Source organism: Mycobacterium haemophilum DSM 44634 (assembly GCF_000340435.2).
Lineage (GTDB): Bacteria > Actinomycetota > Actinomycetes > Mycobacteriales > Mycobacteriaceae > Mycobacterium > Mycobacterium haemophilum.
Genome location: NZ_CP011883.2, coordinates 1,098,113 through 1,123,337 on the forward strand (window position 1 = coordinate 1,098,113; position 25,225 = coordinate 1,123,337).

General features: G+C 64.5%; 15 protein-coding genes, 1 tRNA gene and 4 pseudogenes. 14 read left to right on the plus strand and 6 right to left on the minus strand.

The annotated features are described in order from the left end of the window. Positions 1-113: 113 nt before the first annotated feature. The 4 genes from B586_RS05260 to nudC all read left to right on the plus strand — a co-directional run bounded on the left by B586_RS05260 (position 114) and on the right by nudC (position 8,842). Positions 114-3,323 (plus strand): ATP-dependent helicase, encoded by a 3,210-nt coding sequence (locus B586_RS05260; RefSeq protein ID WP_054880508.1) that lies wholly within the window; start codon positions 114-116, stop codon positions 3,321-3,323. Further along, a complete protein-coding gene (locus tag B586_RS05265; RefSeq protein WP_047313269.1) occupies positions 3,320-6,688 on the plus strand; it encodes an ATP-dependent helicase in 3,369 nt (1,122 codons plus the stop codon). Before B586_RS05260 ends, B586_RS05265 begins: the two co-directional genes overlap by 4 nt. A gap of 103 nt (positions 6,689-6,791) precedes the next feature. Further along, positions 6,792-7,862 (plus strand): potassium channel family protein, encoded by a 1,071-nt coding sequence (locus B586_RS05270; protein WP_054880507.1) that lies wholly within the window; start codon positions 6,792-6,794, stop codon positions 7,860-7,862. A gap of 47 nt (positions 7,863-7,909) precedes the next feature. Further along, positions 7,910-8,842 carry an NAD(+) diphosphatase gene (nudC, locus tag B586_RS05275; protein ID WP_414738685.1) on the plus strand — a complete coding sequence of 311 codons (933 nt, stop codon included), beginning with the start codon at positions 7,910-7,912 and terminating at the stop codon, positions 8,840-8,842. An 8-nt stretch (positions 8,843-8,850) separates the two neighbouring features. On the opposite strand, the gene B586_RS05280 is transcribed toward nudC, so the two are convergent. Continuing rightward, the gene (locus B586_RS05280; protein ID WP_231584515.1) at positions 8,851-9,498 is read right to left on the minus strand and encodes a sensor domain-containing protein; all 648 of its coding nucleotides are present in this window, start codon (positions 9,496-9,498) and stop codon (positions 8,851-8,853) included. Between the two features lie 277 nt (positions 9,499-9,775). Continuing rightward, a complete protein-coding gene (mrx1, locus tag B586_RS05285) occupies positions 9,776-10,030 on the minus strand; it encodes a mycoredoxin Mrx1 (protein WP_047313266.1) in 255 nt (84 codons plus the stop codon). 198 nt (positions 10,031-10,228) lie between these two features. On the opposite strand from mrx1, the gene B586_RS05290 reads away from it, so the two are divergent. The 3 genes and pseudogenes from B586_RS05290 (at position 10,229) to B586_RS05300 (ending at position 13,122) form a co-directional block, all read left to right on the plus strand. Then, entirely contained in the window at positions 10,229-12,373 is a 2,145-nt protein-coding gene (locus tag B586_RS05290) for an ATP-dependent DNA helicase UvrD2 (protein WP_156406717.1), read from the plus strand. Positions 12,374-12,532: 159 nt separating this feature from the next. Continuing rightward, a pseudogene (locus B586_RS05295) lies at positions 12,533-12,865 on the plus strand (hypothetical protein). Beyond that, complete coding sequence (locus B586_RS05300) at positions 12,853-13,122, plus strand: WhiB family transcriptional regulator (protein WP_054880505.1); 270 nt, start codon at positions 12,853-12,855, stop codon at positions 13,120-13,122. The pseudogene B586_RS05295 and the gene B586_RS05300 overlap by 13 nt, the downstream one beginning before the upstream one ends. Before the next feature lie 98 nt (positions 13,123-13,220). Here the strand turns inward: B586_RS05300 and B586_RS21855 are convergent. Beyond that, positions 13,221-13,875, minus strand: a pseudogene (locus tag B586_RS21855) (ISL3 family transposase); the annotation flags it as partial. A 527-nt stretch (positions 13,876-14,402) separates the two neighbouring features. On the opposite strand from B586_RS21855, the gene B586_RS22680 reads away from it, so the two are divergent. The 3 genes and pseudogenes from B586_RS22680 to B586_RS19885 form a co-directional block, all read left to right on the plus strand. Further along, positions 14,403-14,849, plus strand: a complete 447-nt coding sequence (locus B586_RS22680) for a PE family protein (RefSeq protein WP_082607520.1) — start codon at positions 14,403-14,405, stop codon at positions 14,847-14,849. 273 nt (positions 14,850-15,122) lie between these two features. Then, on the plus strand, positions 15,123-15,719 hold the full coding sequence (locus tag B586_RS05320; protein ID WP_082607521.1) for a PPE family protein: 597 nt from the start codon (positions 15,123-15,125) through the stop codon (positions 15,717-15,719). A 135-nt stretch (positions 15,720-15,854) separates the two neighbouring features. Further along, positions 15,855-16,175, plus strand: a pseudogene (locus B586_RS19885) (helix-turn-helix domain-containing protein); the annotation flags it as partial. Between the two features lie 119 nt (positions 16,176-16,294). Here B586_RS19885 and B586_RS05330 read toward each other — a convergent pair. Continuing rightward, positions 16,295-17,629 (minus strand): macrolide-binding ATPase MABP-1, encoded by a 1,335-nt coding sequence (locus B586_RS05330; RefSeq protein ID WP_054880499.1) that lies wholly within the window; start codon positions 17,627-17,629, stop codon positions 16,295-16,297. A 128-nt stretch (positions 17,630-17,757) separates the two neighbouring features. Here B586_RS05330 and B586_RS20750 point away from each other — a divergent pair, with 128 nt between their 5' ends. Beyond that, a complete protein-coding gene (locus B586_RS20750) occupies positions 17,758-17,931 on the plus strand; it encodes a hypothetical protein (protein WP_197079814.1) in 174 nt (57 codons plus the stop codon). Positions 17,932-17,945: 14 nt separating this feature from the next. On the opposite strand, the gene B586_RS05335 is transcribed toward B586_RS20750, so the two are convergent. Continuing rightward, the gene (locus B586_RS05335) at positions 17,946-18,803 is read right to left on the minus strand and encodes a cyclodehydratase (RefSeq protein WP_047313262.1); all 858 of its coding nucleotides are present in this window, start codon (positions 18,801-18,803) and stop codon (positions 17,946-17,948) included. 38 nt (positions 18,804-18,841) lie between these two features. Continuing rightward, complete coding sequence (locus B586_RS05340; RefSeq protein WP_054880498.1) at positions 18,842-20,269, minus strand: zinc-dependent metalloprotease; 1,428 nt, start codon at positions 20,267-20,269, stop codon at positions 18,842-18,844. A 96-nt stretch (positions 20,270-20,365) separates the two neighbouring features. Between B586_RS05340 and B586_RS05345 the strand changes: the two genes are divergently transcribed. From B586_RS05345 to B586_RS05355, 3 genes and pseudogenes are all read left to right on the plus strand, one after another. Next, entirely contained in the window at positions 20,366-21,388 is a 1,023-nt protein-coding gene (locus B586_RS05345) for a YlbL family protein (RefSeq protein ID WP_054880497.1), read from the plus strand. 115 nt (positions 21,389-21,503) lie between these two features. Next, positions 21,504-24,477, plus strand: a pseudogene (locus B586_RS05350) (UPF0182 family protein). A gap of 136 nt (positions 24,478-24,613) precedes the next feature. Next, positions 24,614-24,690: transfer RNA gene (locus B586_RS05355), tRNA-Met, on the plus strand. Positions 24,691-25,225: the final 535 nt, after the last annotated feature.

Sequence of the window (25,225 nt, forward strand, 5' to 3'; positions counted from 1 at the left end):
CAGGTAATGGATGGGTCGCGGACTGCGTTTAGGTGATGTCGCCGTTGCTTGGCGCGTTCGAGCGACGCGGTGCAGCGCACAACTTTGTCAGACCCGCGTGATTGCATGCGGCTATGTCATACACCTGGGGTGGTGAGACGCGCGCTGTTCTAGAGCCGGGTGCACGCGGCCTGATCCGTATCCTGGGCGGCCCAGGTACCGGCAAGAGCAGCTTGCTGGTTGGCGCTGCGGTTGCTCACATCGGTGCCGGTGTTGAACCGGAATCGGTTCTGCTGCTTACCGGTTCTGGCCGGCTCGGCATACCGGCGCGCAGCGCGCTGACGACGGCGTTGCTGCGTTCGCGCACGACCGGACGCTGCCGGGCGGCGGTCTGCGAGCCGTTGGTACGCACTGTGCACAGCTACGCCTACGCGGTCTTGCGGCGGGCCGCCGAACGCGCCGGTGATGCGCCGCCGAGGCTGGTTACCAGCGCCGAGCAAGACGCGATCATCCGCGAGCTGCTGGCCGGTGACCTCGCAGACGGACCGCATGCCGCGACGATATGGCCGGCCCATCTGCTGCCCGCTTTAAGCACCGCGGGCTTCGCCATCGAGCTACGAAACCTTTTGGCGCGCTGCGCCGAACGCGGCGTAGACGCGCTGGAGTTGGAGCGACTGGGCCGCGTGTGCCGGCGTCCGGAATGGACCGCTGCCGGCCAATTCGCAAAGCAGTACGAGCAAGTGATGCTGCTACGCGCTGCAGTCGGCACAGCGGCGCCGCAGGCGACGACTCCGGCGCTGGGCGCCGCTGAACTTGTGGGTGCCGCGTTGGAGGCTTTCGCGGTCGATCCTGAGTTGCTGGCAGCCGAACGTACCCGGGTTCGGCTGTTGCTGGTCGATGACGCCCAGCAACTTGACCCGCAGGCTGCCCGCCTGGTTCGGGTGCTGGCGGCCGGAACGGAGCTGGCGCTGGTTGCCGGCGACCCCAACCAGGCAGTGTTCAGCTTCCGGGGCGGCGAGCCGGCCGGATTGTTGGCCGACGATGCGCCGTCGGTGACGTTGACCGCGTCGCATCGCTGCGCACCGGCGGTGGCTCGCGCCGTCAGCGGCGTCGCGTGCCGGCTGCCGGGCGGCATCGGCGGCAGGCAGATCGACGGCACCGGGGCCGAGGACGGATCGGTCACGGTACGACTGGCCGCCTCGGCTCACGCGGAAGCGTCGATAATCGCCGATACGCTGCGGCGTGCGCACCTGATCGACGGGGTGCCGTGGTCGCAGATGGTGGTCATCGTCCGGTCGGTGCCACGGGCCGGCGCGCGGCTGCCGCGTGGCTTGGCCGCGGCCGGGGTTCCGGTCGCGGTACCTGCCGTCAGGGGGCCGTTGTCCGCGGAGCCCGTGGCACAAGCGCTGCTCACGGTTTTGGCGGCGACGGCTGCCGGGCTCGACGGCGAACAGGCGCTGGCACTACTGACCGGGCCAATCGGTCGCGTCGACCCGGTCTCGCTCCGGCAGCTGCGCCGATCGCTGCTGCACGGCAACCCCGATCGTCGATGGGCGAATTTCGGTGACCTGCTGGTGGAGGCGCTGTTCCCCGCAAGCGGGTGGGGGCACCTCCCGCTCGCGGGGGAGTACCCCCACGCCGGGGCACCGGTATCGGGCGCGCAGTCAGGGCCGCTGCAGCGGGTGCGTGCAGTCCTCGACGCGGCCGCCGGCTGCCATCGGGACGGCAAGGATCCGCGCTACACACTGTGGGCGGCCTGGCATCGGTCCGGTCTGCAGCATCGCCTGCTGACGGCCAGTGAGCGCGGCGGCCCAGCCGGGGCCCAGGCCACCAGGGACCTTGAGACGGTTACCGCGTTGTTCGACATCACCGACCACTACGTGTGTCACACGTCGGGTGCGTCGTTGCGCGGGCTTGTGGAGCACGTCGCGGCGCTGCAGTTGCCAACCGTCAGCCGCGAGCCGGTAACGACGACGGAGCAGGTCAGGGTGCTCAGCGCGCACGCCGCACTGGGACATGAATGGGATGTGGTAGTCATCGCCGGCATGCAGGACGGGTTGTGGCCCAACACGGTTCCGCGTGGCGGTGTGCTGGGCACTCAACGACTGCTCGACGTGCTCGACGGTGTCACCGAGGACGCCTCCATGCGGGCGCCGCTGCTGGCCGAGGAGCGCCGGCTACTGGTGGCGGCGATGGGCCGGGCACGCCGCCGGTTGCTGGTGACAGCCGTCGATAGTGACACCGACGGGCCGGGTCTGGGGGCGGCGTTGCCGTCGGCGTTCTTTTACGAGATCGCTAAGTGGGCCACTAGTGACAGTGATCCCGAAGTGGCGCAGCCGGTTTCGTCCCCGCGAGTGTTATCAGCGGCGGCGCTGGTGGGCCGGCTGCGCGGCGTCGTCTGCGCGCCCGACGGCGCTGTGGACGACGCAGCCCGAGCTTGTGCAGCAACCCAATTGGCCCGGTTGGCCAACGCTGGTGTGCCGGGCGCCGACCCGACCGGATGGCACGGCCTGATCCCGCTCAGCAGCAGTGATCGGCTCTGCGGTGACAACGATCTCGTCACGTTGACGCCGTCAACCCTGCAGACACTCAACGATTGTCCGCTGCGTTGGCTGGCCGAACGGCACGGCGGAACCAATGCGCGAGATCTACGGTCGGCCATCGGCTCGGTCCTGCACGCACTGATCGCCGAACCGGACAAAAGCGAATCGCAACTGCTGGCCGAGCTGGACCGGGCCTGGCAGCACCTGCCCTTCGACGCCCAGTGGCATTCGGTCAACGAGCTTGCCCGACACCGCGCAATGATCCAGACGTTCGTCGAATGGCGTGCCCAGACCCGACACGAACTGACTGAGGTCGGCGTAGAGGTCGACGTCGATGGCATGCTGGGCGACCCGCGCGAGTCTGAGCATCAAGCCGGCGATGCTCGGCTGCGAGGTCGGGTCGATAGACTGGAACGCGACGCCGCCGGCCGGCTGGTGATCGTCGACATCAAAACCGGTAAAACGCCGGTCAGCAAGGACGATGCGCAACAACACGCCCAGCTGGCGATGTATCAATTGGCGGTGGCCGACGGCATGTTCTCAGCCGGCCCCGCCAGCATGGAGCCCGGCGGCGCCCGACTGGTTTATCTCGGCAGGACCGGGCCGGCGGGCGCCGTCGAACGCGAGCAGGATCCACTAACACCAGCTGACCGAGATCATTGGCGCAACGTTGTTCGGCAGGCGGCCAACGCGACGGCCGGCCCGCAGTTCATCGCCCGGCGCAACGACGGCTGCGCGCACTGCCCGATACGGCCGTGTTGTCCGGCCCACAGCGAGCATGTCGAGGGGGCTGCGCTGTGAGTCCGCGCTATAGCCCGGCTGAATTAGCCTGCACGCTAGGACTATTCCCGCCCACCGACGAGCAGGCAGCCGTCATCGCTGCGCCACCGGGTCCGCTTGTCGTCATCGCCGGAGCCGGCGCCGGCAAAACGGAAACAATGGCGGCGCGGGTGGTGTGGTTGGTCGCCAACGGCTACGCCGAACCCAGCCAGGTGCTGGGTTTGACGTTCACCCGCAAGGCCGCCAGCCAGCTGCTGCGTCGCGTTCGTTCCCGGTTGGCGCGATTGGCCGGTATCGGCCCGGGCTCCCCCGCAAGCGGGTGGGGGTACCTCCCACTTGTGGGGGCGTACTCCCAGGCCAGTCCCGCCGTCCCAGCAGCCGTCGGACCGGTGGTCAGTACTTACCACGCTTTCGCCGGCTCGCTACTGCGTGACTATGGCCTGTTGTTACCCGTCGAGCCCGACACCCGGTTGCTCAGCGAGACCGAGCTGTGGCAGCTGGCCTTCGACGTCGTCAACGGGTATCGCGGCGAGCTGAACACCGACAAGACCCCGGCCACGGTGACCTCAATGGTGCTGCGGCTGTGGGGTCAACTCGCGGAGCATCTGGTGGATACCCAGCAGCTCCGTGACACCCATGTGGAACTGGAGCGGCTGGTTCACACCCTGCCGGCGGGCCCCTACCAGCGGGACCGGGGCCCCAGCCAGTGGCTGCTGCGGATGCTGGCCACCCAGACCGAGCGCGCCGCGCTGGTGCCGCTGCTCGACGCGCTGGCTGAGCGGATGCGTGCCGCGAAGGTGATGGATTTCGGTGTTCAGATGGCCTGCGCGGCGCGGTTGGCCGCGACGTTCCCGCAAGTCGGTCAAGACCTGCGCAGCCGCTATCGGGTGGTGCTGCTCGACGAGTACCAAGACACCGGACACGCCCAGCGTGTCGCGCTGTCGGGACTGTTTGGGGGTGGCGGCAACGATGGAGACGACGAGCTGGCGTTGACAGCGGTGGGGGACCCCATTCAGTCCATCTACGGCTGGCGCGGCGCCTCCGCGACAAACCTGCCTCGCTTCACCACCGACTTCCCCCGATCCGACGGCAGTCCCGCGCCGGTGTTAGAGCTGCGGACCAGCTGGCGTAATCCGCCGCGGGCCCTGCATGTGGCCAACGCCATATCCGCGGAAGCACGACGCCGATCGGTTGCGGTCCGCGCGCTGCGCTCGCGCCCGGACGCCCCGAGCGGCGCCGTGCGCGCTGCGTTACTTCCCGACGTGCGCGCCGAACGTGAGTGGATCACCGACCACATATCCGCGCACTACCAGCGAGCCGAAGCCGACGGCGTCGACCCGCCGACCGCCGCGGTGCTGGTGCGCCGCAATGCGGACGCTGCACCCATCGCCGATGCCCTGCGCGCCCGCGGAATCCCGGTTGAGGTCGTCGGCCTGGCCGGCCTGCTGTCCATTCCCGAGGTCGCTGACGTGGTGGCGATGCTGCGGCTCGTCGCTGACCCGACGGCCGGCGCGGCGGCACTGCGGGTGCTGACTGGTCCTCGCTGGCGGCTCGGTGGTCGCGATGTCGCCGCGCTGTGGCGGCGCGCGTTGGCGCTAGGCGGGGGACGCTGCGGCGAGGCGCGTTCGCCGGAGTCGATCGCGATGGCGGCCGGCCCTGATGCCGATACCGCGTGTCTGGCCGATGCTCTCGGAGACCCCGGACCAGCCAGTTCGTATTCGGTTGTGGGCTATCAGCGCATCTGTGCGTTGGCCGTCGAACTGACTGCGCTCCGCGGCCAGCTGTGTCATTCGCTGCCCGACCTGGTTGCCGAGGTGCGTCGCGTGCTGGGTGTCGACTGCGAAGTCCGGGCCGCGTCGACGGCTTCGCCAGCCCAGCTTCCGGGTGCTTGGGCCGGTGCCGAACACCTCGACGTCTTCGCCGACGTGGTCGCCGGGTATGCCGAGCGGGCAAGCGCTACGACCAGTGAGACCACTGTGTCGGCCGCAGCGTCAGTAGCGGGCCTGCTGGCCTACCTGGACGTGGCCGAGGTGGTCGAGAAGGGGTTGCCCCCCGCCCAACTGGTCGTGGCCCGAGACCGGGTCCAGGTGCTCACTGTGCACGCCGCGAAGGGTTTGGAGTGGCAGGTGGTGGCGGTGGCACACCTAGCGGGCGGAGTATTCCCGTCGACAGCGTCGAAGGCTACCTGGCTTACCGACGCCGCTGAGCTGCCACCGCTGCTGCGCGGCGACCGCAGCTCGGCGGGCACACTCGGCATTCCGGTGCTGGATACCTCGGATGTCACCAATCGAAAGCAGCTGTCGGACAAGATCTCCACGCATCGTCATCAACTTGAGCAGCGGCGGGTCGATGAGGAGCGCCGTCTGTTGTACGTGGGCATCACCAGGGCCGAGGACACGTTGCTGGTATCCGGCCATCACTGGGGTTCCACTGGGATCAAGCCGCGCGGTCCGTCGGATTTCCTGTGCGAACTCAAGGACATCATCGACCGATCGGCCGCGGCCGGCGATCCCTGCGGGGTGGTGGAACAGTGGGCACCTGCGCCCGCCGATGGTGAACAAAATCCGCTGCGCGACAACGTTGTCGAAGCGGTTTGGCCTGCCGACCCGTTGGCCGGGCGCCGCGGCGACGTCGAACACGGGGCGGCGTTAGTGGTCGCCGCGATGTCGGACGACATGGCTCATCCCGGCACCGATATCGAAGGCTGGGCCGCCGACGTCGATGCCCTATTGGCCGAGCGTTCACGCGCCGGGCGGCGTCTCGCCCGCACCCTGCCCAGTCAGGTGTCGGTCACTGGTCTGGTGGACCTGGCCCGCGACCCGACCGGGGCAGCTCGACGGCTGATCCATCGGTTGCCCACCCGTCCGGACCCGCACGCATTGCTGGGCAACGCGTTTCACGCCTGGGTTCAGCGGTTCTACGGCGCAGAACGGCTGTTTGACCTTGCTGACTTGCCAGGCGCGGCGGACTCCGACGTCGGAGACACCCAGGAGTTGGCCGCGCTGCAGGCGGCGTTTGGCCGGTCGCAGTGGGCTACCCGCACGCCCGTGGCGGTCGAGGTGCCGTTCGAAATGCCCATCGGCGATACCGTGTTGCGTGGCCGCATCGACGCGGTGTTCGGTGATCCCGATGGCGGCATCACCGTGGTGGATTGGAAGACCGGTGAGCCGCCCCGCGGGCCGAAGGCCATGCGTCAGGCCGCCGTCCAGCTCGCGGTCTACCGCTTGGCGTGGGCCGCTTTGTGTGGGTGCCCGGAGTCATCGGTGCGCGCGGCCTTCTACTACGTGCGCAGCGGAGTCACAGTCATTCCTGATGAGCTGCCTGATGCTACCGAGCTGGCGGGGCTGCTGGGTGATCCTGCCGGCAGCTGCGCTGCCGACGTGTGACGTGCGCTGCCCCGCTATTGGAGAACCAGCGATCGTGGTTACATAGGTGTCGTGCGCTGGGTTAAGGCTAGGTTAAGGCTGGTTAAGCCGATGACGGATTGCCGTGCGCAGCGGTAGGTTGCGGCAGCGTGGCGGTCTCTATAAGACACTGGCCGCCCAGCCTGGTCATCTCCTGGTTGGTGTTCTGCGTATCCCCGAAGTTCACTCCAGCCCTGTCCGTGTGATCACCCGCCGAATGGCCATTGCTTTGGTGGTGCTGTTCGCGGCCACTCTTGCTGTCTACCTGGTGCGAAGCGGGTACCGCGACGTGCGGGGTGACGGGCTGACATTTCTGGACTGCCTTTATTTCGCGGCGGTGTCGCTATCGACGACCGGCTACGGCGACATCACCCCGTATACCGTCGCCGCGCGTTTGGTCAATACCGTGGTCTTTACGCCGCTGCGGATCGCGTTCTTGGCCGTATTAGTGGGCACGACGCTCGAGGTTCTCTCCGAGCGGTCGCGGCAGGGGTGGAAGATCCAGCGTTGGAGGAACAAAGTGCGCAACCACACCATCGTGATCGGCTACGGCACCAAGGGCAAAACGGCGGTCGCCGCGAGGCTCAGTGATGAGGCCGCGCAAGGCGAGATGGTCGTCGTTGACACCGATCGAACCGCCCTTGAGCACGCCGCCACCGCCGGCCTGGTTACCGTGCACGGCGACGCCACCAAATCCGATGTGCTGCGGTTGGCTGGGGCCCAGCATGCATCCTCGATCGTCGTCGCTACCGGTCGCGATGACACCGCCGTGCTGGTCACCTTGACGGCTCGGGAGCTGTCGCCCAACGCCAAGATCGTGGCGTCGATTCGGGAGGCCGAGAATCAGCACCTGTTGCAGCAATCGGGTGCGGATTTGGTGGTGGTCTCCTCGGCGACCGCCGGTCGGCTGCTCGGCCTTGCCACCACCACGCCCAGTGTCGTGGAGATGATCGAGGATCTGCTGACTCCGCACGCCGGATTGGCGATTGCCGAACGCGAGGTGGAGCAGATCGAGGTCGGCGGATCCCCGCGGCATCTGCGCGACATCGTGCTTGGTGTGGTGCGCGATGGCCACCTCCTGCGCATCGGTGCCCCTGAGGTGGACGCCATTGAGGCCAGCGACCGGCTGCTCTACGTCCGACACGCGGCACACTAGTGGCCGGCGCAAGCGCGGCAGGTCGCCGCCAGGGAGATTAGCTGAGCGTGGATTTCCAGCTGCGGAACGTTCCATTGCTGTCGCGCGTGGGCGCCGACCGGGCCGATCACCTGCGTACCGACGTTGAGGCGGCCACCGCTGGGTGGGCGGACGCGGCGCTGCTGCGGGTGGATTCGCGCAATCAGGTGTTGGTCGCCGGCGGCCGGGTGGTGCTTGGTGCCGCGGCGGGGCTGGCTGACAAGCCGCCACCGGAGGCGGTTTTCCTGGGCCGCATCGAGGGGGGCCGCCATGTCTGGGCTGTTCGGGCTGCGCTGGAAGCGCCTGCGGATCCCGAGGTGGAAACCGACGTGGTGAACCTCCGTAGCCTAGGAAAGGTCTTCGACGACACGAGCAGTCAACTAGTGTCGTCAGCCACCGCGTTGCTGAATTGGCATGACAGCGCCCGGTTTAGTCCAGTTGATGGCTCACCGACGAAATTGGCTAGGGCGGGCTGGTCACGAGTCAACCCGGTCACTGGCCACGAGGAGTTCCCGCGTATCGACCCGGCCGTGATTTGTTTGGTCCATGATGGCGGCGACCGTGCGGTGTTGGCGCGCCAGGCCGTGTGGCCCGAGCGGATGTTCTCGTTGCTGGCTGGTTTTGTCGAGGCTGGCGAGTCGTTCGAAGTCTGCGTCGCCCGAGAGATCCGCGAGGAGATCGGTCTAAGTGTCCGAGATGTGCGTTACCTGGGCAGCCAGCCCTGGCCGTTTCCGCGCTCGCTGATGGTCGGCTTCCATGCCCTGGCGGATCCGGATCAGGACTTCTCGTTTAACGACGGCGAGATCGTCGAGGCGGCGTGGTTCACCCGCGACGAGGTACGCACAGCGCTTGACGCCGGCGATTGGACCAGCGCTTCAACGTCAAAGGAGTCGAAACTATTGCTGCCCGGGTCGATCTCGATCGCCCGCGTGATCATCGAATCCTGGGCGACCCTCGACTAGGGCAGCCCTTAGTCGATGCGATCGCTGATGGCCTGAAGGACGGCGCCTGCGATCTCGTCTGCTGGTTCAAGGCCCAGCACGCCGATGGACATCAACACTGACGATTTGACGTGATACTGGTGGCTCCATCCCACGGAGCTCAGCCTCAAGGTGGCGGGATCCGGCCTCTCCAGAGCAAAGTCGTAGGCACTGTCGTGCAAGGCTGCACACTGCGTCAGCGATGTGGCCAACTGATCGAGTGCCACGCGCGCGGCACCGTCGTTTGGGTACACGGCGACGGCCTGACTGACCTGATCGATCGGGGCCATGCCGCCCGGCTCTAGGTCGTCGGTCGTGCCGCTATACGACACCCCACGAAACTGTGTCCAGCCGCCGGCGAACGTGAAAACGCTATTTCCCACCGCCCGGCACGGACCGGGAGCATTCATGTTTCCCGCAGACGGCTGACGAAGGTCCGCCATTGTCTGCGGTGTGAGGTCGGCGAAGTTGGCAATGCGGATCACGTCAGCGACGCTGATGATCAACGATTTGGCGTCGACACGTGACGCGGCCGTGGTCGGTTTGGCCGGAGCGCTCGGGTGCGAGCAGGCCGACAAGACAATCGCAAGGCCGCAGACAAAGAAGACATATCTACCGTTAAAAGCTTTGTCAATCAACGACAGTCGCCTTGTGAGCCAGCTCGCTGGGATGCTCACAGCTTGGCGAGTTGAGCCTGTTGGCTTCATCGTGATGCGCGTTTTCTGCGGACCGTCGTCCGCGTTCGGCCGGACGGGGGCTTTGGCGTTATGGCACGAGCATCGTCGCCCGCAGATTCGGTGCCACAGTCGTATGGTAAGGGCGCCCGGATGCACCGTTGAGCATCAATTCAGGCGATTGGGCCATCGGCGCAGGTGACCGGGCCCCAGCATGACCATGGAGGTCGGTGCTGACTCGTTAGCCAGTGATCTCGGCCAGCTTCGCCTGGACTGCGCCCGCGCTTGGGTTGGTCAGTGTCGACCCGTCGGCGAACTTCACCGTCGGGACCGTCCTGTTGCCGCCGTTGACCGAGCCGACGAACTCCGCGGCCGAGGCGTCATGGTCGATGTCGACCTCGTCGTAGGAGATTCCGTTGGCTTTGAGCGCTGTCTTTAGCCGAACACAGAAGCCGCACCACGACGTCGTGTAGATGGTGAGCGCAGCATTGGTCATAAGTCGCTAACGTAGCCCTGCGACGATGCGGGCCGTGTATCGGCCCGGTGAGGAGCTGGGCCATTCGGTCGTAGCCCTGCGACCCCAAACTTTCGAGCGGGCCGTGTATCGGCCCGGTGCGCAGGCCCTGACACCGAACGGGGCAACGGGCGTGGCGATGCGCAAGGTTTGTCGGCCTTAGCTGCCAAGATGGACCCCATGCCGATGGTCGCAGACTCATTGACCGCCGGACTGGACGACGAGCAGTGCGAGGCCGTGCTAGCTCCGCGCGGACCTGTCTGTGTGCTCGCGGGTGCCGGAACGGGCAAGACCCGCACCATCACTCACCGCATTGCCCAACTCGTCGGGACTGGTCACGTCGCCGCCGGGCAGGTGCTGGCGGTGACATTCACTCAGCGTGCGGCGGGGGAGATGCGCTCCCGGTTACGGGCGCTTGGCGCCGCCGCGCAGGACGGTTCGGGTGTTGGCGCCGTGCAAGCTCTGACTTTTCACGCTGCCGCGCACCGCCAGCTGCGGTATTTCTGGCCCCGGGTGATCGGTGACACCGGCTGGCAGCTGCTGGACAGCAAGTTCGCCATCGTTGCGCGGGCGGCTAGTCGCGCCAGGCTGCATGTCGGCACTGATGACGTGCGTGACCTGGCCGGCGAGATCGAATGGGCCAAGGCCTCGCTGATCGGGCCCGAAGAATACGTTGCCGCCGCGGCCGCTGCCGGTCGAGACACCCCGCTGGACGCCGCGCAAACGGCGAGCGTCTACGCCGCCTACGAAGCCCTCAAGGCCCGCGGCGATAGTGGCAAAGGTGGCAATGGTCTCCGGGGGGTCACGCTGCTCGACTTCGATGACCTGCTGCTGCACACCGCCGCGGCGATCGAGAACGACGCCGCGGTAGCCGAAGAGTTCCGGGATCGCTACCGCTGTTTTGTCGTCGACGAGTACCAAGACGTCACCCCGCTGCAGCAGCGGGTGCTCTCGGCCTGGTTAGGCGATCGAGACGACCTGACGGTGGTCGGCGACGCCAACCAGACCATCTACTCGTTCACCGGAGCTTCACCTCGCTTCCTGCTTGACTTCTCCCGACGGTTTCCAGACGCCACGGTGGTGCGCCTGGAGCGCGACTACCGGTCCACGCCGCAGGTGGTGTCGCTGGCAAACCAGGTGATCGCCGCGGCTCGTGGCCGGGTCGCGGGCAGCAAACTTCAGCTGTCCGGCCAGCGTGAGCCGGGTCCGGCCGCGTCGTTTCACGAGCATTCCGACGAGCCTGCTGAGGCCGCTGCCGTGGCGGCATCAATCGCTCGACTGATCGAATCCGGTACCCCGCCATCCGAGATCGCGGTGCTGTACCGGGTCAATGCGCAGTCCGAGGTGTACGAGGAGGCGTTGACCGAGGCGGGGATTGCCTATCAGGTCCGCGGCGGCGAGGGATTTTTCAACCGCCAGGAGATTAAGCAGGCGCTGCTCGCCCTGCAGCGCAGTGCGGAGCGCAGCTCCGAAACGGGTCCGGCCGGCTCATTGTCGGAGGTGGTCCACGGCGTTCTGGAGCCATTGGGACTCACGGCCGAGCAACCGGTCGGCACCCGCGCCCGGGATCGCTGGGAGGCGCTGACCGCACTGGCCGAGCTGGTCGACGACGAAGTGGCGCAGCGTCCGCAGCTGGATCTCCCGGGGTTGCTGGCCGAGCTCCGGTTGCGGGCCGATGCCCGGCACCCACCGGTGGTGCAGGGTGTCACGCTGGCCTCACTGCATGCCGCCAAAGGACTTGAGTGGGACGCGGTGTTCCTGGTCGGGCTGGCCGACGGAACACTACCCATCTCGCATGCGTTGGCGCATGGTGCCGACAGCGAGCCCGTCGAGGAAGAGCGTCGGCTGCTCTATGTTGGAATCACCAGGGCCCGAGTGCATTTGGCACTCAGCTGGGCGTTATCGCGGACTCCGGGTGGACGTCAGAGCCGCAAGCCGTCGCGGTTCCTCAACGGCATCGCGCCACAGACGCGTCAAGATCCTGCGCCGAGCAGATCCCGGCGTAATCGGGCCGCTACATCGCGCTGCCGCATCTGCAACAACCACCTGACCACGCCCGCGGCCGTCATGCTGCGGCGGTGCGAAACATGTGCCGCAGACATTGACGAGGAATTGTTGCTGCAGCTCAAAACGTGGCGGTTGGGCACTGCCAAGGAACAGAACGTGCCCGCTTACGTCGTCTTCACCGACAACACGTTGATCGCGATTGCCGAGCTGCTGCCCGCCGATGAGGCCGCGTTGATCGCCATCCCGGGTATCGGCGCACGCAAGCTTGAGCAATACGGGTCGGACGTGCTGCAGTTGATTCGCGGCCGCACCAGTTAACCGATAGCGGGCAAATGCGCAGGTCAGAAAATCGGTTGCCACTGCCGGCTGCTACCGTTACCCTCAAATCCGCACTCTGCTGGCAGGCGCTGAAACGGCGCTGATGGCTGGCTGAAGTCAGGTTTAAAGGCAGACGATAGGGAAAGGAGGGTAGCCACGATGATCGACAGCAACATGCTGATGCTTGGTGCGGGCGTGGCTGCCGCGGTGCCGACCGCGGGAACCCCCCATGCCACCCGTCATGCCGCCGCATCGGGGGCAGCGGGTCAGCACCGCGTCGCCGCCGCGACCGAAGCGTCCGTGGATCGGGGCTATACGTAACTACGTAGCCAGCCCGATTTTCGCCAGATGGCCACGGACCCGAAGTCACTAGGATCCGTGGCCACAGCTTTTGGGGCGTCAATCTTTCAAAGCCTCCCAACCTGGTCCGGATCACTGCAGAAAGACAGCCACCAGACCAGGAAGCAGGTGAAAAGGACATGTCGGCACTGACAGTCCCGAAACAGACGCTGCCAGTGTTGCCGTGCCATGTCGGCAACCCCGACCTATGGTTCGCCGAGACCCCAGCCGACCTGGAGCGTGCCAAAACGCTCTGCGCGAGCTGCCCGATCCGCCGCCAGTGCTTGGCGGCGGCGCTGGAACGGGCCGAACCCTGGGGGGTTTGGGGCGGCGAGATTTTCGACCGAGGTTTGGTCGTGAATCGCAAACGTCCGCGTGGACGACCACGCAAGGACGGCGTCGCTGCTTAGAAAACTGGCTCTACCGAGTTAGCAGGGGCGTAGTTGCCTGGTTCTGAGTGGTGCTTGCCGTGATGGGCAGGTGCAGGCCCACCATACTGGGCGTCGTTGGGGGCCTGCCAGGTTTCGATAGTTTCGGCGAGGTCGTGGATCTCGGCACTGAGGTTGCCGCGCAGAATGCTAGAAGCGGTACACCGCTGTGGTGATGTCGTAGCGCAGGGCGCCGGTCGCGGTGCATGCCAACACGTCGCGCAGCAGTTCCTTGGCGATCCAGGCGGCCAGGATGTCGCCGTTGGGGTCGGCCTTTCGGCCGCGACGGCCCCGCGACTCCCAGGTGGTGCGCCGCCGCACCGCCTCGACTGTCTGGTTGGCTCGTTTGAGCAGGTGAAACCGGTCTACGATCAGCTGCGTGCGGCAGCGCGTCACCGATGGCTTTGGCGTAGGTCACCGACATGTCGATCACTACATGGGTGATCGACTCGTGCCGGGCATGGTCGCGTTGGTTGAACCAGGCGCTTACCGGGCTGCCGAGCGGCCGTTGACCTGCGCCAACAGACCATTCGTGCCGGTGATGTCGACGAGGCCGGTGTCGAAGCGATCGACCCAGACTCGTTTCCCGGTCCGTTGGCGCGTCTGATATTTCGCTTTGCCCCTGCGTGTTTCGTCGATGCTGAGCACCGTCACCGGCTCGGGTTCGGTGGCCAGTACCGGGTCGGCGCTAGCCACGACCGCGTCATGACAGGTGTTCCACGTGCAGCCGAACCGACATCACTCTCGCATGATCGTGGCCCGCCCGTTTTCCACTACACCTGGCACCGCACTGGTCAACAAGGCCGTTACGAACCGAAACTGCAGTGGCTCAACAATTTCGCACGCCGATCACGGCACGCAGGTTCACCTCGTGGAGTTTCGGCGCGAACATGCGACGCTGGGGGCTGCTGGCCTCGGTCGGCACTGTCGGCGATTGATGATAACGCCGCCATGGAGTCATTCTGGCGCGGATGTAAGTCGAGCTTCTCAACACCCCGCAAATGGGCGACCACCGACAGATTTTGAAACACGCTGGACATCCACCTACGCAGTCTCTCAACTCCATAACCACGGCTCAAAACGACGGGGACAGATCACATGAATCAACCGGTCGAGGGCCAGGCCACAACAACACGCCTATGAGAGAGAAATCACAGGCAGAATAACCATTAGTTTTGCGGTAAGGGCGCTGAGGTGTTAGTGTAGTTGACACGTGTCAAGTGCAAGGGTGCACGTTCGCATAACTAAGCGGTTGAGAGGGAATGCAAGTGTTTAAACCAACTGCACCATCACTAGAATCAGACACATATGAAGACCTAGGAGGCTCCAATCAGAGGTTCTCGGCGGGCTGGAGTGACTCACCATTCGCATCACAAGAATTGAATCAGCCGTTCCTGTCAAATGTGAATGCGGTTCAGATAAATACAGATGCCCTGGCTGAGGTAAGCACTAAGATGGTAAGGGTAGCTGACGGTATTTCGAGAGTAAATGCCCAGAGGGCCTCGGTGATTACCAAGATTCCCCCGCCGGGGAAGGATAGTGTGTCAGCTCTGTTGGCGAGGGTTTTTAATGCTCGTGGGGAGATGTATCAGGTGCATACCGATCTAGGCGCGGAGATCGGCAAGCAGTTCTCCTGGGGCCTAAAGGATGCCGCATCTAAATATACGCAAGCTGAAGAACGCAACCGCCTTGAGTTTTGTCGGCACTAATCGGCACTTATGTGAATGATTTCAATCTTTTCGACGATCATTAATGCTCGTGGGCTGCTTGTGTCAGGTACACGCCGATCGGGGCGCGGACATCGGGGTTCTCCTGGAGCCTAAGGCTGCCGCATCTGCTTATACGCGTTATACGCGCACTGGCGAGGGCACCGAGAAGGGCCGTGTCAGCTTAGCTACTCGCGGGTCTGCTACTGGCGAATAGATCTGCCAGCGATATGTTGATTGTAGAGTTTAGAAGAAGGTAACCGAAAGGTAACCGAGGTGCCAAATTTCAACGCATTACCACCCGACGTCAACGTCCTCAGTATTCGTGGTCCGGGTTCTCGGCCGATACGGACCGCTGTAGAAGCATGGAATCAACTGGCAGAACAGTTGATTAATCTGGCGGTTCAGTGGAATACTCGAGCTAGCGAGACGGAGGGCCTCTTTCAAGGTCCGGCAGCGAACGAATTTCGCGCCAAGGCAGGAGAGTACTATAACTGGCTGATGCAACACGTCAACACGGCCCATGAGACCGCCGCCTATCTCCACCAAGCGGGGCAGGCCTACGACGCCGCGGTCCGCTCAATGGTGCCGTACACTACGATAGCGATGAACCGCACGGCTCGCTTAGTTTTGAAAGCAACCAATCTTTTGGGGCAATTCACCACCAAGATCTCGGAGTTGGATGACGAACATCAAGAGATGTGGGCCAAGAATGCGGAAGCGATGAATACGTATCAGTATGCTATCTTCGATATTACAAGGCGGGTTCAAGCAAGCAACATTACAGAGGCGCCGCTGATACTCGCCAAACCTTCTAAGCCCTCCATCATCTTTGATGACAGGGAAAACCTGCATATTTCAGAATCACTCTGATTCCCTTGTTGGATTGGCGTCGGCAGCGTTTGGGGTGTGGCTGCTGATGGTGTCTGGAAATTTGGTGTTTCGGAGGGGCGGTCGGTGGTGGGGTCACCCTACCGGAGGTATCGGACTTTGGCCCGATCGTGGCCGCCGAATATCTCGGGCCCCCGGCCACGGTTGAGCTTGCAGGAACGCATCGAGATCCAGGCCGGTGTGCATGCCCAGGAATCCTTGCGCTCGTTAGGGCGTCGGCTGGGCCGGCCAGCATCAACGATCAAGCGCGAGATCGACAGTAACTGCGAGCTACGTAACCGTCACACCGGCCGCAAATCGGGGTATCGGCGCAAAGAGGCGTTCGGGGCCCGCCAAAGCGGCTAAGCCGCTAGCGTGCGTTATTTGGCCATGTCGGCCCATGACCGTGCCGTGCATCGGGTCCGGCGCCCCAAGGCCCGCAAGCTAGCGATCAATGACCCGACTTAGGCCACTATTTTGATTAGCTCGGTTTTCAGCGGTCGCTAGTTCGATGTCGTCGATGCACCGCCACGGTTGACCGCGGTTGATCAACTCGGTCTTGTAGGTGGCGTTGACCGTTAGACGACGGCGGTATCGGGCTCGGCGAAACCGGGAACCAGCTCCTCGGTCAACGTCTTGATCGGCACATGCGCGTCGAGTTGGCAAAGGATCGCGCCCACCGACGCGATCACCCGCATGGGAAGGGCCAGTTTAGCCGGCAGATCCAACTGCCGTGCCGTCCTGATCTGCGACACCGATCGGTCGAGGCTCATCCGTTGCAGCCACTTGCGGGTGTAGTGGAAAACCTCGACCTCGATCGGTTCGACGTACTGGCGCATCATCTCGTCGATGTCGCGCACCGACACCTGCTGGCCTTTCTGGATTAGCCCGGCCTTCTCCATCGTCGGCAGCAGCAGGTCGTAGTTCTTGTCCCGAGCTAATCGGATGCTCATCCCCAGCTCCACCGGGAAACCGCCGGGCAGCGGCGCGACGGCGCCGAAGTCGATGACGCCCATCCGGCCGTCGGGCAGCAGCATGAAATTGCCCGGGTGGGCGTCGCCGTGCAGCATTTCCAATCGGCGTGGCGCGTCGAAGGTGAGTTCGATGAGCAGCGTCCCCACCAGGTCACGCTGTGCGGCGGTTCCGTTACGGATGATTTCGGCCATCGGCACGCCATCGATCCACTCCTGGATCACCACCTTGGGTGCGCTCGCCACCACGTGTGGCACTAAAAAGCGCGGGTCGCCTTGATACGCCTTGGCGAAAGCACGCTGGTTGTCGGCCTCTAGCCGATAGTCGAGTTCCATCTCGGTGCGTTCGACCAGTTCGTCGACCACACCTTGGACGTCGGCGCCGGGAGAAAGCTGTTTGAGCACCCCAACCATTCGCTGCATGGTCTTGAGATCGGCGCGCAACGCCTCGTCAGCACCCGGATACTGGATTTTGACGGCCACTTCGCGGCCATCGGACCACACCGCTTTATGCACCTGGCCGATGCTGGCCGAGGCCACCGGGGTGTCGTTGAATGAACTGAACCGGTCGCGCCATTTGGTGCCCAGCTGTGCGTCGAGCACCCGATGCACCCTATTGGCCGGCAACGGTGGGGCGTCCTTCTGCAGCTTGGTCAGGGCTTCGCGGTACGGCTCGCCGTACTCCTCAGGAATCGCGGCTTCCATCACAGACAACGCCTGGCCGACCTTCATTGCCCCGCCCTTGAGCTCGCCCAGCACACTGAACAACTGATGGGCGGCCTTCTCCATCAGCTCGGCGTTGACCTCCTCTTTCGACTTGCCAGTCAGCCGTTTGCCGAGCCCGAGCGCTGCCCGACCGGCAATGCCGACCGGGATGCTGGCCAGCTTCGCGTTGCGCGCAGCCTGGCCACGTTTGATGTCTGCCACACACTCATCATCCATGACAGTGAGCGGGCCATGGACTTGATATGGCAACAACTGATTTCGTATCAGCCAATATGTTGTCTGCGTGCAGGTTCAATCCTGTGGCTCATCGAAAACGCATGTCCGAAGGGTGGTACCGAAAAGCCATGGCAGCAAAGCAAACGCAGCACGATGCCGCCGATGCCCTGTTTAGGGCGATCATCGAAACGCTGGACAAGCATCGCAATGATCGCACGTTGACGGAGCGGGTTTTGGACGACTTGGCGCGCGCGTACGCGTCAATCTCGACGAACGTCCCGGACCAGGGACGGCAGGGATAGTTCAGCTCTCGGCGTCAACATGAACACAACGGATGTCTGGTCCATTGGCGCGCGACGATGGAGCCCGCGCCCAGATCGAACTCTAAGGTGGCGTTCAGCGCCGAGGGTGGCCCGGGATCGGGTACCGGCTCCTGCCCACGCACCGCCGCGATCACCCGATTCACCTGGCTAAGCGCCAGTGCCGCGGTGGCCAGCAGGGTGGCCCGGTCGGCCACCCCGATGGTGTCTCGCAGCTGGGCGGCGATCGCCGGCCAGGCGGCGTCGCGGTCGCTGCGGTGCAGGTCTGCACAGGCCAGGCAGCTGGTCACGCCGGGAATGACCAGCGGCCCCACCAGGCCGGTGCCGTCACGGACCCGAACCGGAAGGTGCGGTACACCCCGGCTGTGCAAATCGCGCACCATGCGCGGGTCGGCGACCAGGTAGTCCGACAACACCACCAGATCCACCGCGGAAGTGACCGCGGCATGCGACTGGCTGCTGTGCGCGATCCGGGCCCCAGAGCAGCGCAGCGCCTCCACCAGCAGGTCTGACAGCGGGCCGCGGCCGTGCACTCGGATCGACGCTGCCCGGCCGCGTGACGGCCGGCATCCGCGGGTTGCGACACCGGCACCAACCAGTTGCGTCACGAGGTTCGCCACGCCGTCGGGGTCCGTCGAGCCCCGGCCGCCGGCCTGCCGCTGCAACTCGGCGATCGGTGTGGGTGATCGCATGGACCGCAGCAGCGCCGCCAACTCCGCTGCGGTCAGGCCGCACGGTGGACGGACCAGCACGGCCTTGCGGGGATCCCACCCGACCTGCACCGCGCCGTCGGGCCGCAGCAGCACCGGCATCGCGGGGTCCAGCGCATAGAGGGAAGGCTCAACCTGCGGCATGACTCGAGACTTTGCCACGCCGGGCACTCACGTCTCGATCAGTTATCCACAGGACCGCCAGAGCCGGGGTCCGCACCACCGGGGTTGCCGCGGTCCCGCTTAAGTTCGGCTTCCAAGTCGGAAAAGGCCTCGTCGATACCGCTGGTGTCGCCGCCGATGATGCGGTCAATGAAGCCGGCCGGGTCGTCAAGATCCTCCCCGGAGGGCAGCAGATCCGGGTGTTGCCAGACGGCGTCACGGGCGTCGGCACCGACAGCCTGGGTCAAGCGCTCCCATAGCGCGGCGGCCTCCCGCAGCTTACGTGGCCGCAGCTCCAGGCCGACCAGCGTGGCGAAGGTTTGTTCGGCCGGGCCGCCGCTGGCCCGACGCCGGCGCAGCGTCTCGCCGAGCGCGGCCGCACTTGGCATCCGGTCGCCCAGCGCCGCGGTCACCACTACCTGCACCCAGCCCTCGATCAGCGCCAGCAGGGTCTCCAGCCGTTCCAGCGCTTGGGTCTGCGCCGGGGTTGCCTTGGGCTCGAAAACGCCCTGACCTAGTAACTCTTCGATGGCGGCGGGATCGGACAGCGACGCCGGATTGAAGTCGCGTGCTAGTTCCTCAATTCCGCTCATGTCGATCTTCATACCCGCGGCGTAGGCCTCTACGGCGCCCAGCAATTGACTGGCCAGCCAGGGCACATGACTGAACAACCGGTGGTGTGCGGCCTCACGGGCAGCCAGGAAGGTCAGGATCTCGCTGCGCGGCTGCTCGAGCCCGTCGGCGAAGGACTCGACAGCTTGCGGCAGTATCGCCGCCACGCCCTTGGGCCCCAGCGGCAGACCGATATCGGTCGAGGTCAGCACCTCGCGGGATAATCGACCAAACGCTTGGCCCAATTGCGAACCGAACGCCATGCCGCCCATTTGCGACATCATCGACAGCAGCGGGCCGGCCATGCTCTTGGCCTCCTCAGGCAGCGACGCCGCCCACACCGTCGAGATCTGTTGGGCCATCGGGTCGCAGAGTCGTTTCCAAGTCTCTAAGGTGTTGTTGACCCAGTCGTCGGGTGTCCAGCCTTCCGCTTTGGTGGTGCCCGCGGGCAGCGCGGTGACCCCGTCCAGCCAGGTCTCGGCGAGATGCACCGCATCGCCGATTGCCGAGTTTGTGGTGGCCGGGATGGGCGCGACAAACCCGATGGAACTCGACGCGACTCGTCGCGCCAATTCATAGTTGACCGGACCCGGTTGTTTGTCTGCGGTCATCGCGGTGCCAGCGCTGGTGAACATCTGACCCAGTTGGGTGAAGATCTGTCCCAGGTCGGCCATGCCGAAGTCCCCACTCATGCCGAACGAGGCTGACGGGTCTGACGCGCTCGCGTGAGAATCGGGATTGTTTTTCCCGTGCTGGTCGCGTCCCGATTCGTCCCTGCCAGATTCATCGTGGTGGGAGTCGTCTCCGGAGGAGAAGCCGAAAGGCGGGTTAGCCACACTGTCAACGGTACTCACTGGCGGGACAGAACGCGCCACCCCGGGTCATGCTTATAGCTGAACGAGCCCGATGAGGGTCCGTCTAATCTAAGCGGCGTGAACAGGCGGATTCTCACCTTGTTGGTCGCGCTGGTGCCGATTCTGGTCTTCGGCGTGTTGCTCGCGGTGGTGACGGTGCCGTTCGTGTCGCTGGGCCCCGGTCCCACCTTTGACACACTCGGTGAGGTCGACGGCAAGCAGGTCGTCGCGATCGACGGCACGCACACGTACCCGACGTCCGGTCACCTCAACATGACGACGGTGTCCCAGCGTGACGATCTGACCTTGGGCGAAGCCCTGACACTGTGGCTGTCCGGCCAAGAACAACTGGTGCCGCGCGACCTCATCTACCCGCCGGGCAAGTCGCGCGAAGACATTGACAAGGCCAACAACGCTGATTTCAAACAGTCCGAGGACAGCGCGGCCTACGCCGCACTGGGATACCTGAAGTACCCGTCTGCAGTGACCGTGGCCACGGTCAGCGATCCCGGTCCGTCGGTGGGCAAACTGAAGTCCGGTGATGCCGTCGACGCGGTCAATGGCAGCCCGGTGGCCAATGTCGAGCAGTTCACCGGATTGCTGAAGAACACCAAGCCCGGCGAGGTGGTGACCATCGACTTTCGTCGCAAGAATGAGCCACCCGGTGTCGCTCAGATCACGCTGGGTGCGAACAAAGATCGCGACTACGGCTTTATGGGTGTCGCGGTGCTGGATGCGCCGTGGGCGCCGTTCGTGGTGGATTTCAACCTCGCCAACGTGGGCGGGCCCTCGGCCGGACTGATGTTTAGCCTGGCGGTTGTCGACAAGCTGACCACCGGTGACTTGGTGGGGTCGACGTTCGTCGCGGGCACCGGCACCATCAGCGTCGACGGCAAGGTGGGCCCCATCGGGGGCATCGCCCACAAGATGGTCGCCGCCCGCGCTGCCGGCGCCACGGTGTTTCTGGTGCCCGCGAAGAACTGCTACGAGGCGAGCTCCGATAACCGCACCGGCCTGCGGTTGGTGAAGGTCGAGAGCCTCAGCCAAGCGGTGGACGCGCTGCACGCGATGACGTCGGGGGGTCAACTGCCGAGCTGCTAACTCGGCCCCTCGCCCGCAATCGACGGGTGCCGCGGTGCGTAGAGTTGTCACCACCGGCCCCGAAGTATGGTGCCAGCAAATCGACGCCAGCCAAATCGAGCAGGGAGCGTAGCTAGTGGGGATGCGGCCCGCCGCAAGGATGCCGAAACTGACTCGGCGTAGCCGGACGCTGATCATGGTCGCACTGGGTGTGATCGTGTTGCTGCTCGCTGGTCCGCGACTGGTCGACGCATATGTCGACTGGCTGTGGTTCGGTGAGCTTGGCTACCGTTCGGTGTTCAGTACCGTGCTAGTTACCCGCCTCGTGGTGTTCGGAGTAGCCGGGCTGGTGGTCGGCGGCATCGTGTTCGCCGGGCTCGCGGTGGCCTACCGCACCCGCCCCGTCTTCGTCCCGAGCCACGACAACGACCCGGTAGCGCGGTATCGCGCCGCGGTGTTGTCGCGGCTGCGGTTCGTGGGCATCGGGATCCCGACGGCGATCGGCCTGCTCGCCGGCATTATCGCGCAAAGCTACTGGGTTCGGATCCAACTGTTCTTGCACGGCGATGACTTTGGTATCAGGGATCCACAATTCGGCAAGGACCTCGGTTTTTACGCGTTCGAGCTGCCGTTCTACCGGCTGGTGCTCAGCTACATGTTCGTCGCGGTATTTCTAGCGTTCGTTGCAAATCTGGTGGCGCACTACATCTTCGGCGGCATCCGGTTGTCCGGACGCACCGGCGCGCTAAGCCGTTCGGCGCGTATCCAGTTGGTCAGCTTGGTCGGTGTGCTGGTGCTACTCAAAGCCGTTGCCTATTGGCTGGACCGCTACGAGCTGCTGTCGCATACGCGTAGCGGTAAGCCGTTCACCGGCGCCGGATACACCGATATCACCGCGGTGCTGCCAGCCAAGCTGATCCTGATGGCGATCGCGCTGATTTGCGCCGCCGCCGTGTTCTCCGCGATCACGTTGCGGGACTTGCGGATTCCGGCCATCGGCCTGGTCTTGCTGCTGCTGTCGTCGTTGATTGTGGGTGCCGGCTGGCCGTTGATCGTCGAACAGCTGATCGCCAAGCCGGATGCGGTACGCAAGGAAAGCGAGTACATCAGCCGAAGTATCACCGCGACCCGGCAAGCCTATGGCCTGACTGAGGACGTGGTGACCTATCGCAATTACACCGGCGACGCGCCTGCGATCGCTCAGCAGATCGTCACCGATCGCGCTACCACCTCGAACATCCGGCTACTCGACCCCACGATCGTTAGCCCCGCGTTTACCCAATTCCAGCGCGGCAAGAACTTTTACTACTTCCCCGACCAGCTGTCGATCGACCGTTACCTCGACAAAAACGGTAACCTGCGTGACTACGTTGTGGCGGCGCGTGAACTCAACCCGGACCGGTTGATTGACAATCAGCGTGACTGGATCAACCGGCATACCGTTTACACGCACGGGAACGGATTTATCGCGTCGCCGGCGAACACCGTACGCGGTATCGCCAATGATCCCAACCAAAACGGCGGCTACCCCGAATTCCTGGTCAACGTCGTTGGGAACGGCACTGTGGTGTCCGACGGGCCGGCGCGGCTGGACCAACCCCGCATCTACTTCGGGCCAGTGATCTCCAATACCTCGGCCGACTACGCGATCGTCGGGAAAAATGGTGATGACCGCGAATACGACTACGAGACCAACACCGATACCAAGAGATACACCTACGCCGGCAGCGGGGGAGTCCCGATCGGCAGTTGGCTATCCCGCAGTGTGTTCGCGGCGAAATTCGCCGAGCGAAACTTCTTGTTTTCCAGTGTGATTGGCTCCAACAGCAAGATCTTGTTCAACCGTGATCCGGCGCGCCGGGTGGAGGCGGTGGCGCCCTGGTTGACGACTGACAGCAGCGTCTATCCGGCCATCGTGAGCAAGCGACTGGTGTGGATCATCGACGGCTACACCACGCTGGACAACTATCCCTACTCCGAACTCACCTCGCTGTCGTCGGCGACCGCCGACTCCACCGAGGTGGCTTTCAATCGGTTGGCTCCCGATAAGCAGGTCGCCTATATCCGGAACTCGGTGAAGGCCACTGTGGACGCCTACGACGGCACCGTGACGCTGTATCAGCAGGATGAGCAGGACCCGGTGCTCAAAGCGTGGATGAAGGTCTTTCCGGGCACCGTGCGGCCCAAGGCCGATATCACGCCTGAACTGGCTGAGCATCTGCGCTATCCCGAGGACCTGTTCAAGGTACAGCGGATGCTGCTGGCTAAATACCACGTCAATGACCCCGGAACGTTCTTCAACACCTCGGATTTCTGGGACGTGCCGCTGGATCCGAATCCGACCGCCAGCAGTTATCAGCCGCCGTACTACATCGTCGCGAAAAACATTCTCAAGAATGACAATTCGGCGTCATACCAGCTGACCAGCGCGATGAATAGGTTCAAGCAAGACTTCCTGGCTGCCTACATCAGCGCCAGCTCTGATCCTGCGACGTACGGCAAGATCACCGTGCTGACCATTCCTGGCAACGTCAACGGCCCCAAACTGGCCAATAACGCGATCACCACCGATCCGGCGGTATCCCAGGATCTGGGTGTGATCGGGCGGGACAACCAAAACCGGATCCGGTGGGGTAATTTGCTGACGCTGCCGGTCGCTCAGGGTGGTCTGCTGTACGTGGAACCCGTCTATGCGTCCCCGGGCGCCAGCGACGCCGCTTCCTCGTACCCGCGTCTGATTCGCGTGGCGATGATGTACAACGACAAGATCGGCTACGGTCCCACCGTCGGTGACGCGCTCACCGGGTTATTCGGGCCCGGCGCGGCGTCCGCGGCTACTGGCATCGAACCCACCGAAGCGGTACCGCCGAAGCCGCCCGCGGGTCCTCCGGCGGCGGCCGACGGATCGCCCACTCCTCCGGTCGCAGTGGTGCCACCGGCTCCGGATGGGTCGGTCGCGTTGTCGGCGGCCAAGGCCGCCGCGCTGCAAGAAGGTCCAGGCGGCGATCGGCGCGGCGCGCGACGCGCAGAAGAAGGGCGATTTCGCCGCCTACGGTTCGGCGCTGCAGCGCCTCGACGACGCCATCACCAAGTTCAACAACACGAAATAACTGGCCGCGAGCGGGCGTGTCGGTGCACCGACACGCCGTAAACCCTGGCATTATGCGCGCGTTCGCCGCGCGTGCACCGTGCCTGACAGGCGATTTGGTGACCCTCGCAAGTGTTCGGTAACCTTGTATTTACCGACGCGGGGTGGAGCAGCTCGGTAGCTCGCTGGGCTCATAACCCAGAGGTCGCAGGTTCGAATCCTGTCCCCGCTACCAGCGAAAATGGCCCTCGGAGGAGACTCCGGGGGCCATTTTTATGGCGCTTGGAAGCGGATTTGGGAACATTAGCATTGCAAGTTGTTTAGCGTGCTCCATAGCTCGCTTGCCGCCTGACTTCAATCTTCACCGATAAGGGTTGCGATAGCTCTCCTCAAAGGCTTAGCGGTAACCCGGGGCCGGGCGTGCTGATCGGTCCCCAGGAGCCCTCGTAAATCGTCCCGGGCCAGTCCCGCTTGGCGGGCGTGGTGTTTGCAGGAGCGCACGCGATGATGAGATCTCGTCGGAGGTGCGCGCTGGGGAGCTCGTGTGCGGCGGCCCCGCCGACTGAGCGTTTGATGGCCGTCACCCTCAAATGAACTGTGGCGAAGGCATTTACGACCGTGGTGGCGAGACGGCGCAGTTGATAGCACAGCTGCGCACAGTCGCGGTGGCAATAGCCCAATTCTTCGAGCCGGTCCGCCTGGTATCCGGGGCGTAGCGGCGGTGTGGAGGAAATCAACCGCTCGGTGGTGTCGAGCTGACCAGCAGTGGC

What these genes read in the sequence shown, in the direction of transcription:
- B586_RS05260 (WP_054880508.1), top strand. Translation starts at nt 114, where the DNA reads ATGTCATACACCTGGGGTGGTGAGACGCGCGCTGTTCTAGAGCCGGGT.
- mrx1 (WP_047313266.1), bottom strand. Translation starts at nt 10,030, where the DNA reads ATGACCAATGCTGCGCTCACCATCTACACGACGTCGTGGTGCGGCTTC.
- B586_RS05290 (WP_156406717.1), top strand. Translation starts at nt 10,229, where the DNA reads ATGCCGATGGTCGCAGACTCATTGACCGCCGGACTGGACGACGAGCAG.
- B586_RS05300 (WP_054880505.1), top strand. Translation starts at nt 12,853, where the DNA reads ATGTCGGCACTGACAGTCCCGAAACAGACGCTGCCAGTGTTGCCGTGC.
- B586_RS22680 (WP_082607520.1), top strand. Translation starts at nt 14,403, where the DNA reads ATGCAAGTGTTTAAACCAACTGCACCATCACTAGAATCAGACACATAT.
- B586_RS05330 (WP_054880499.1), bottom strand. Translation starts at nt 17,629, where the DNA reads ATGGATGATGAGTGTGTGGCAGACATCAAACGTGGCCAGGCTGCGCGC.
- B586_RS20750 (WP_197079814.1), top strand. Translation starts at nt 17,758, where the DNA reads ATGGCAGCAAAGCAAACGCAGCACGATGCCGCCGATGCCCTGTTTAGG.
- B586_RS05335 (WP_047313262.1), bottom strand. Translation starts at nt 18,803, where the DNA reads ATGCCGCAGGTTGAGCCTTCCCTCTATGCGCTGGACCCCGCGATGCCG.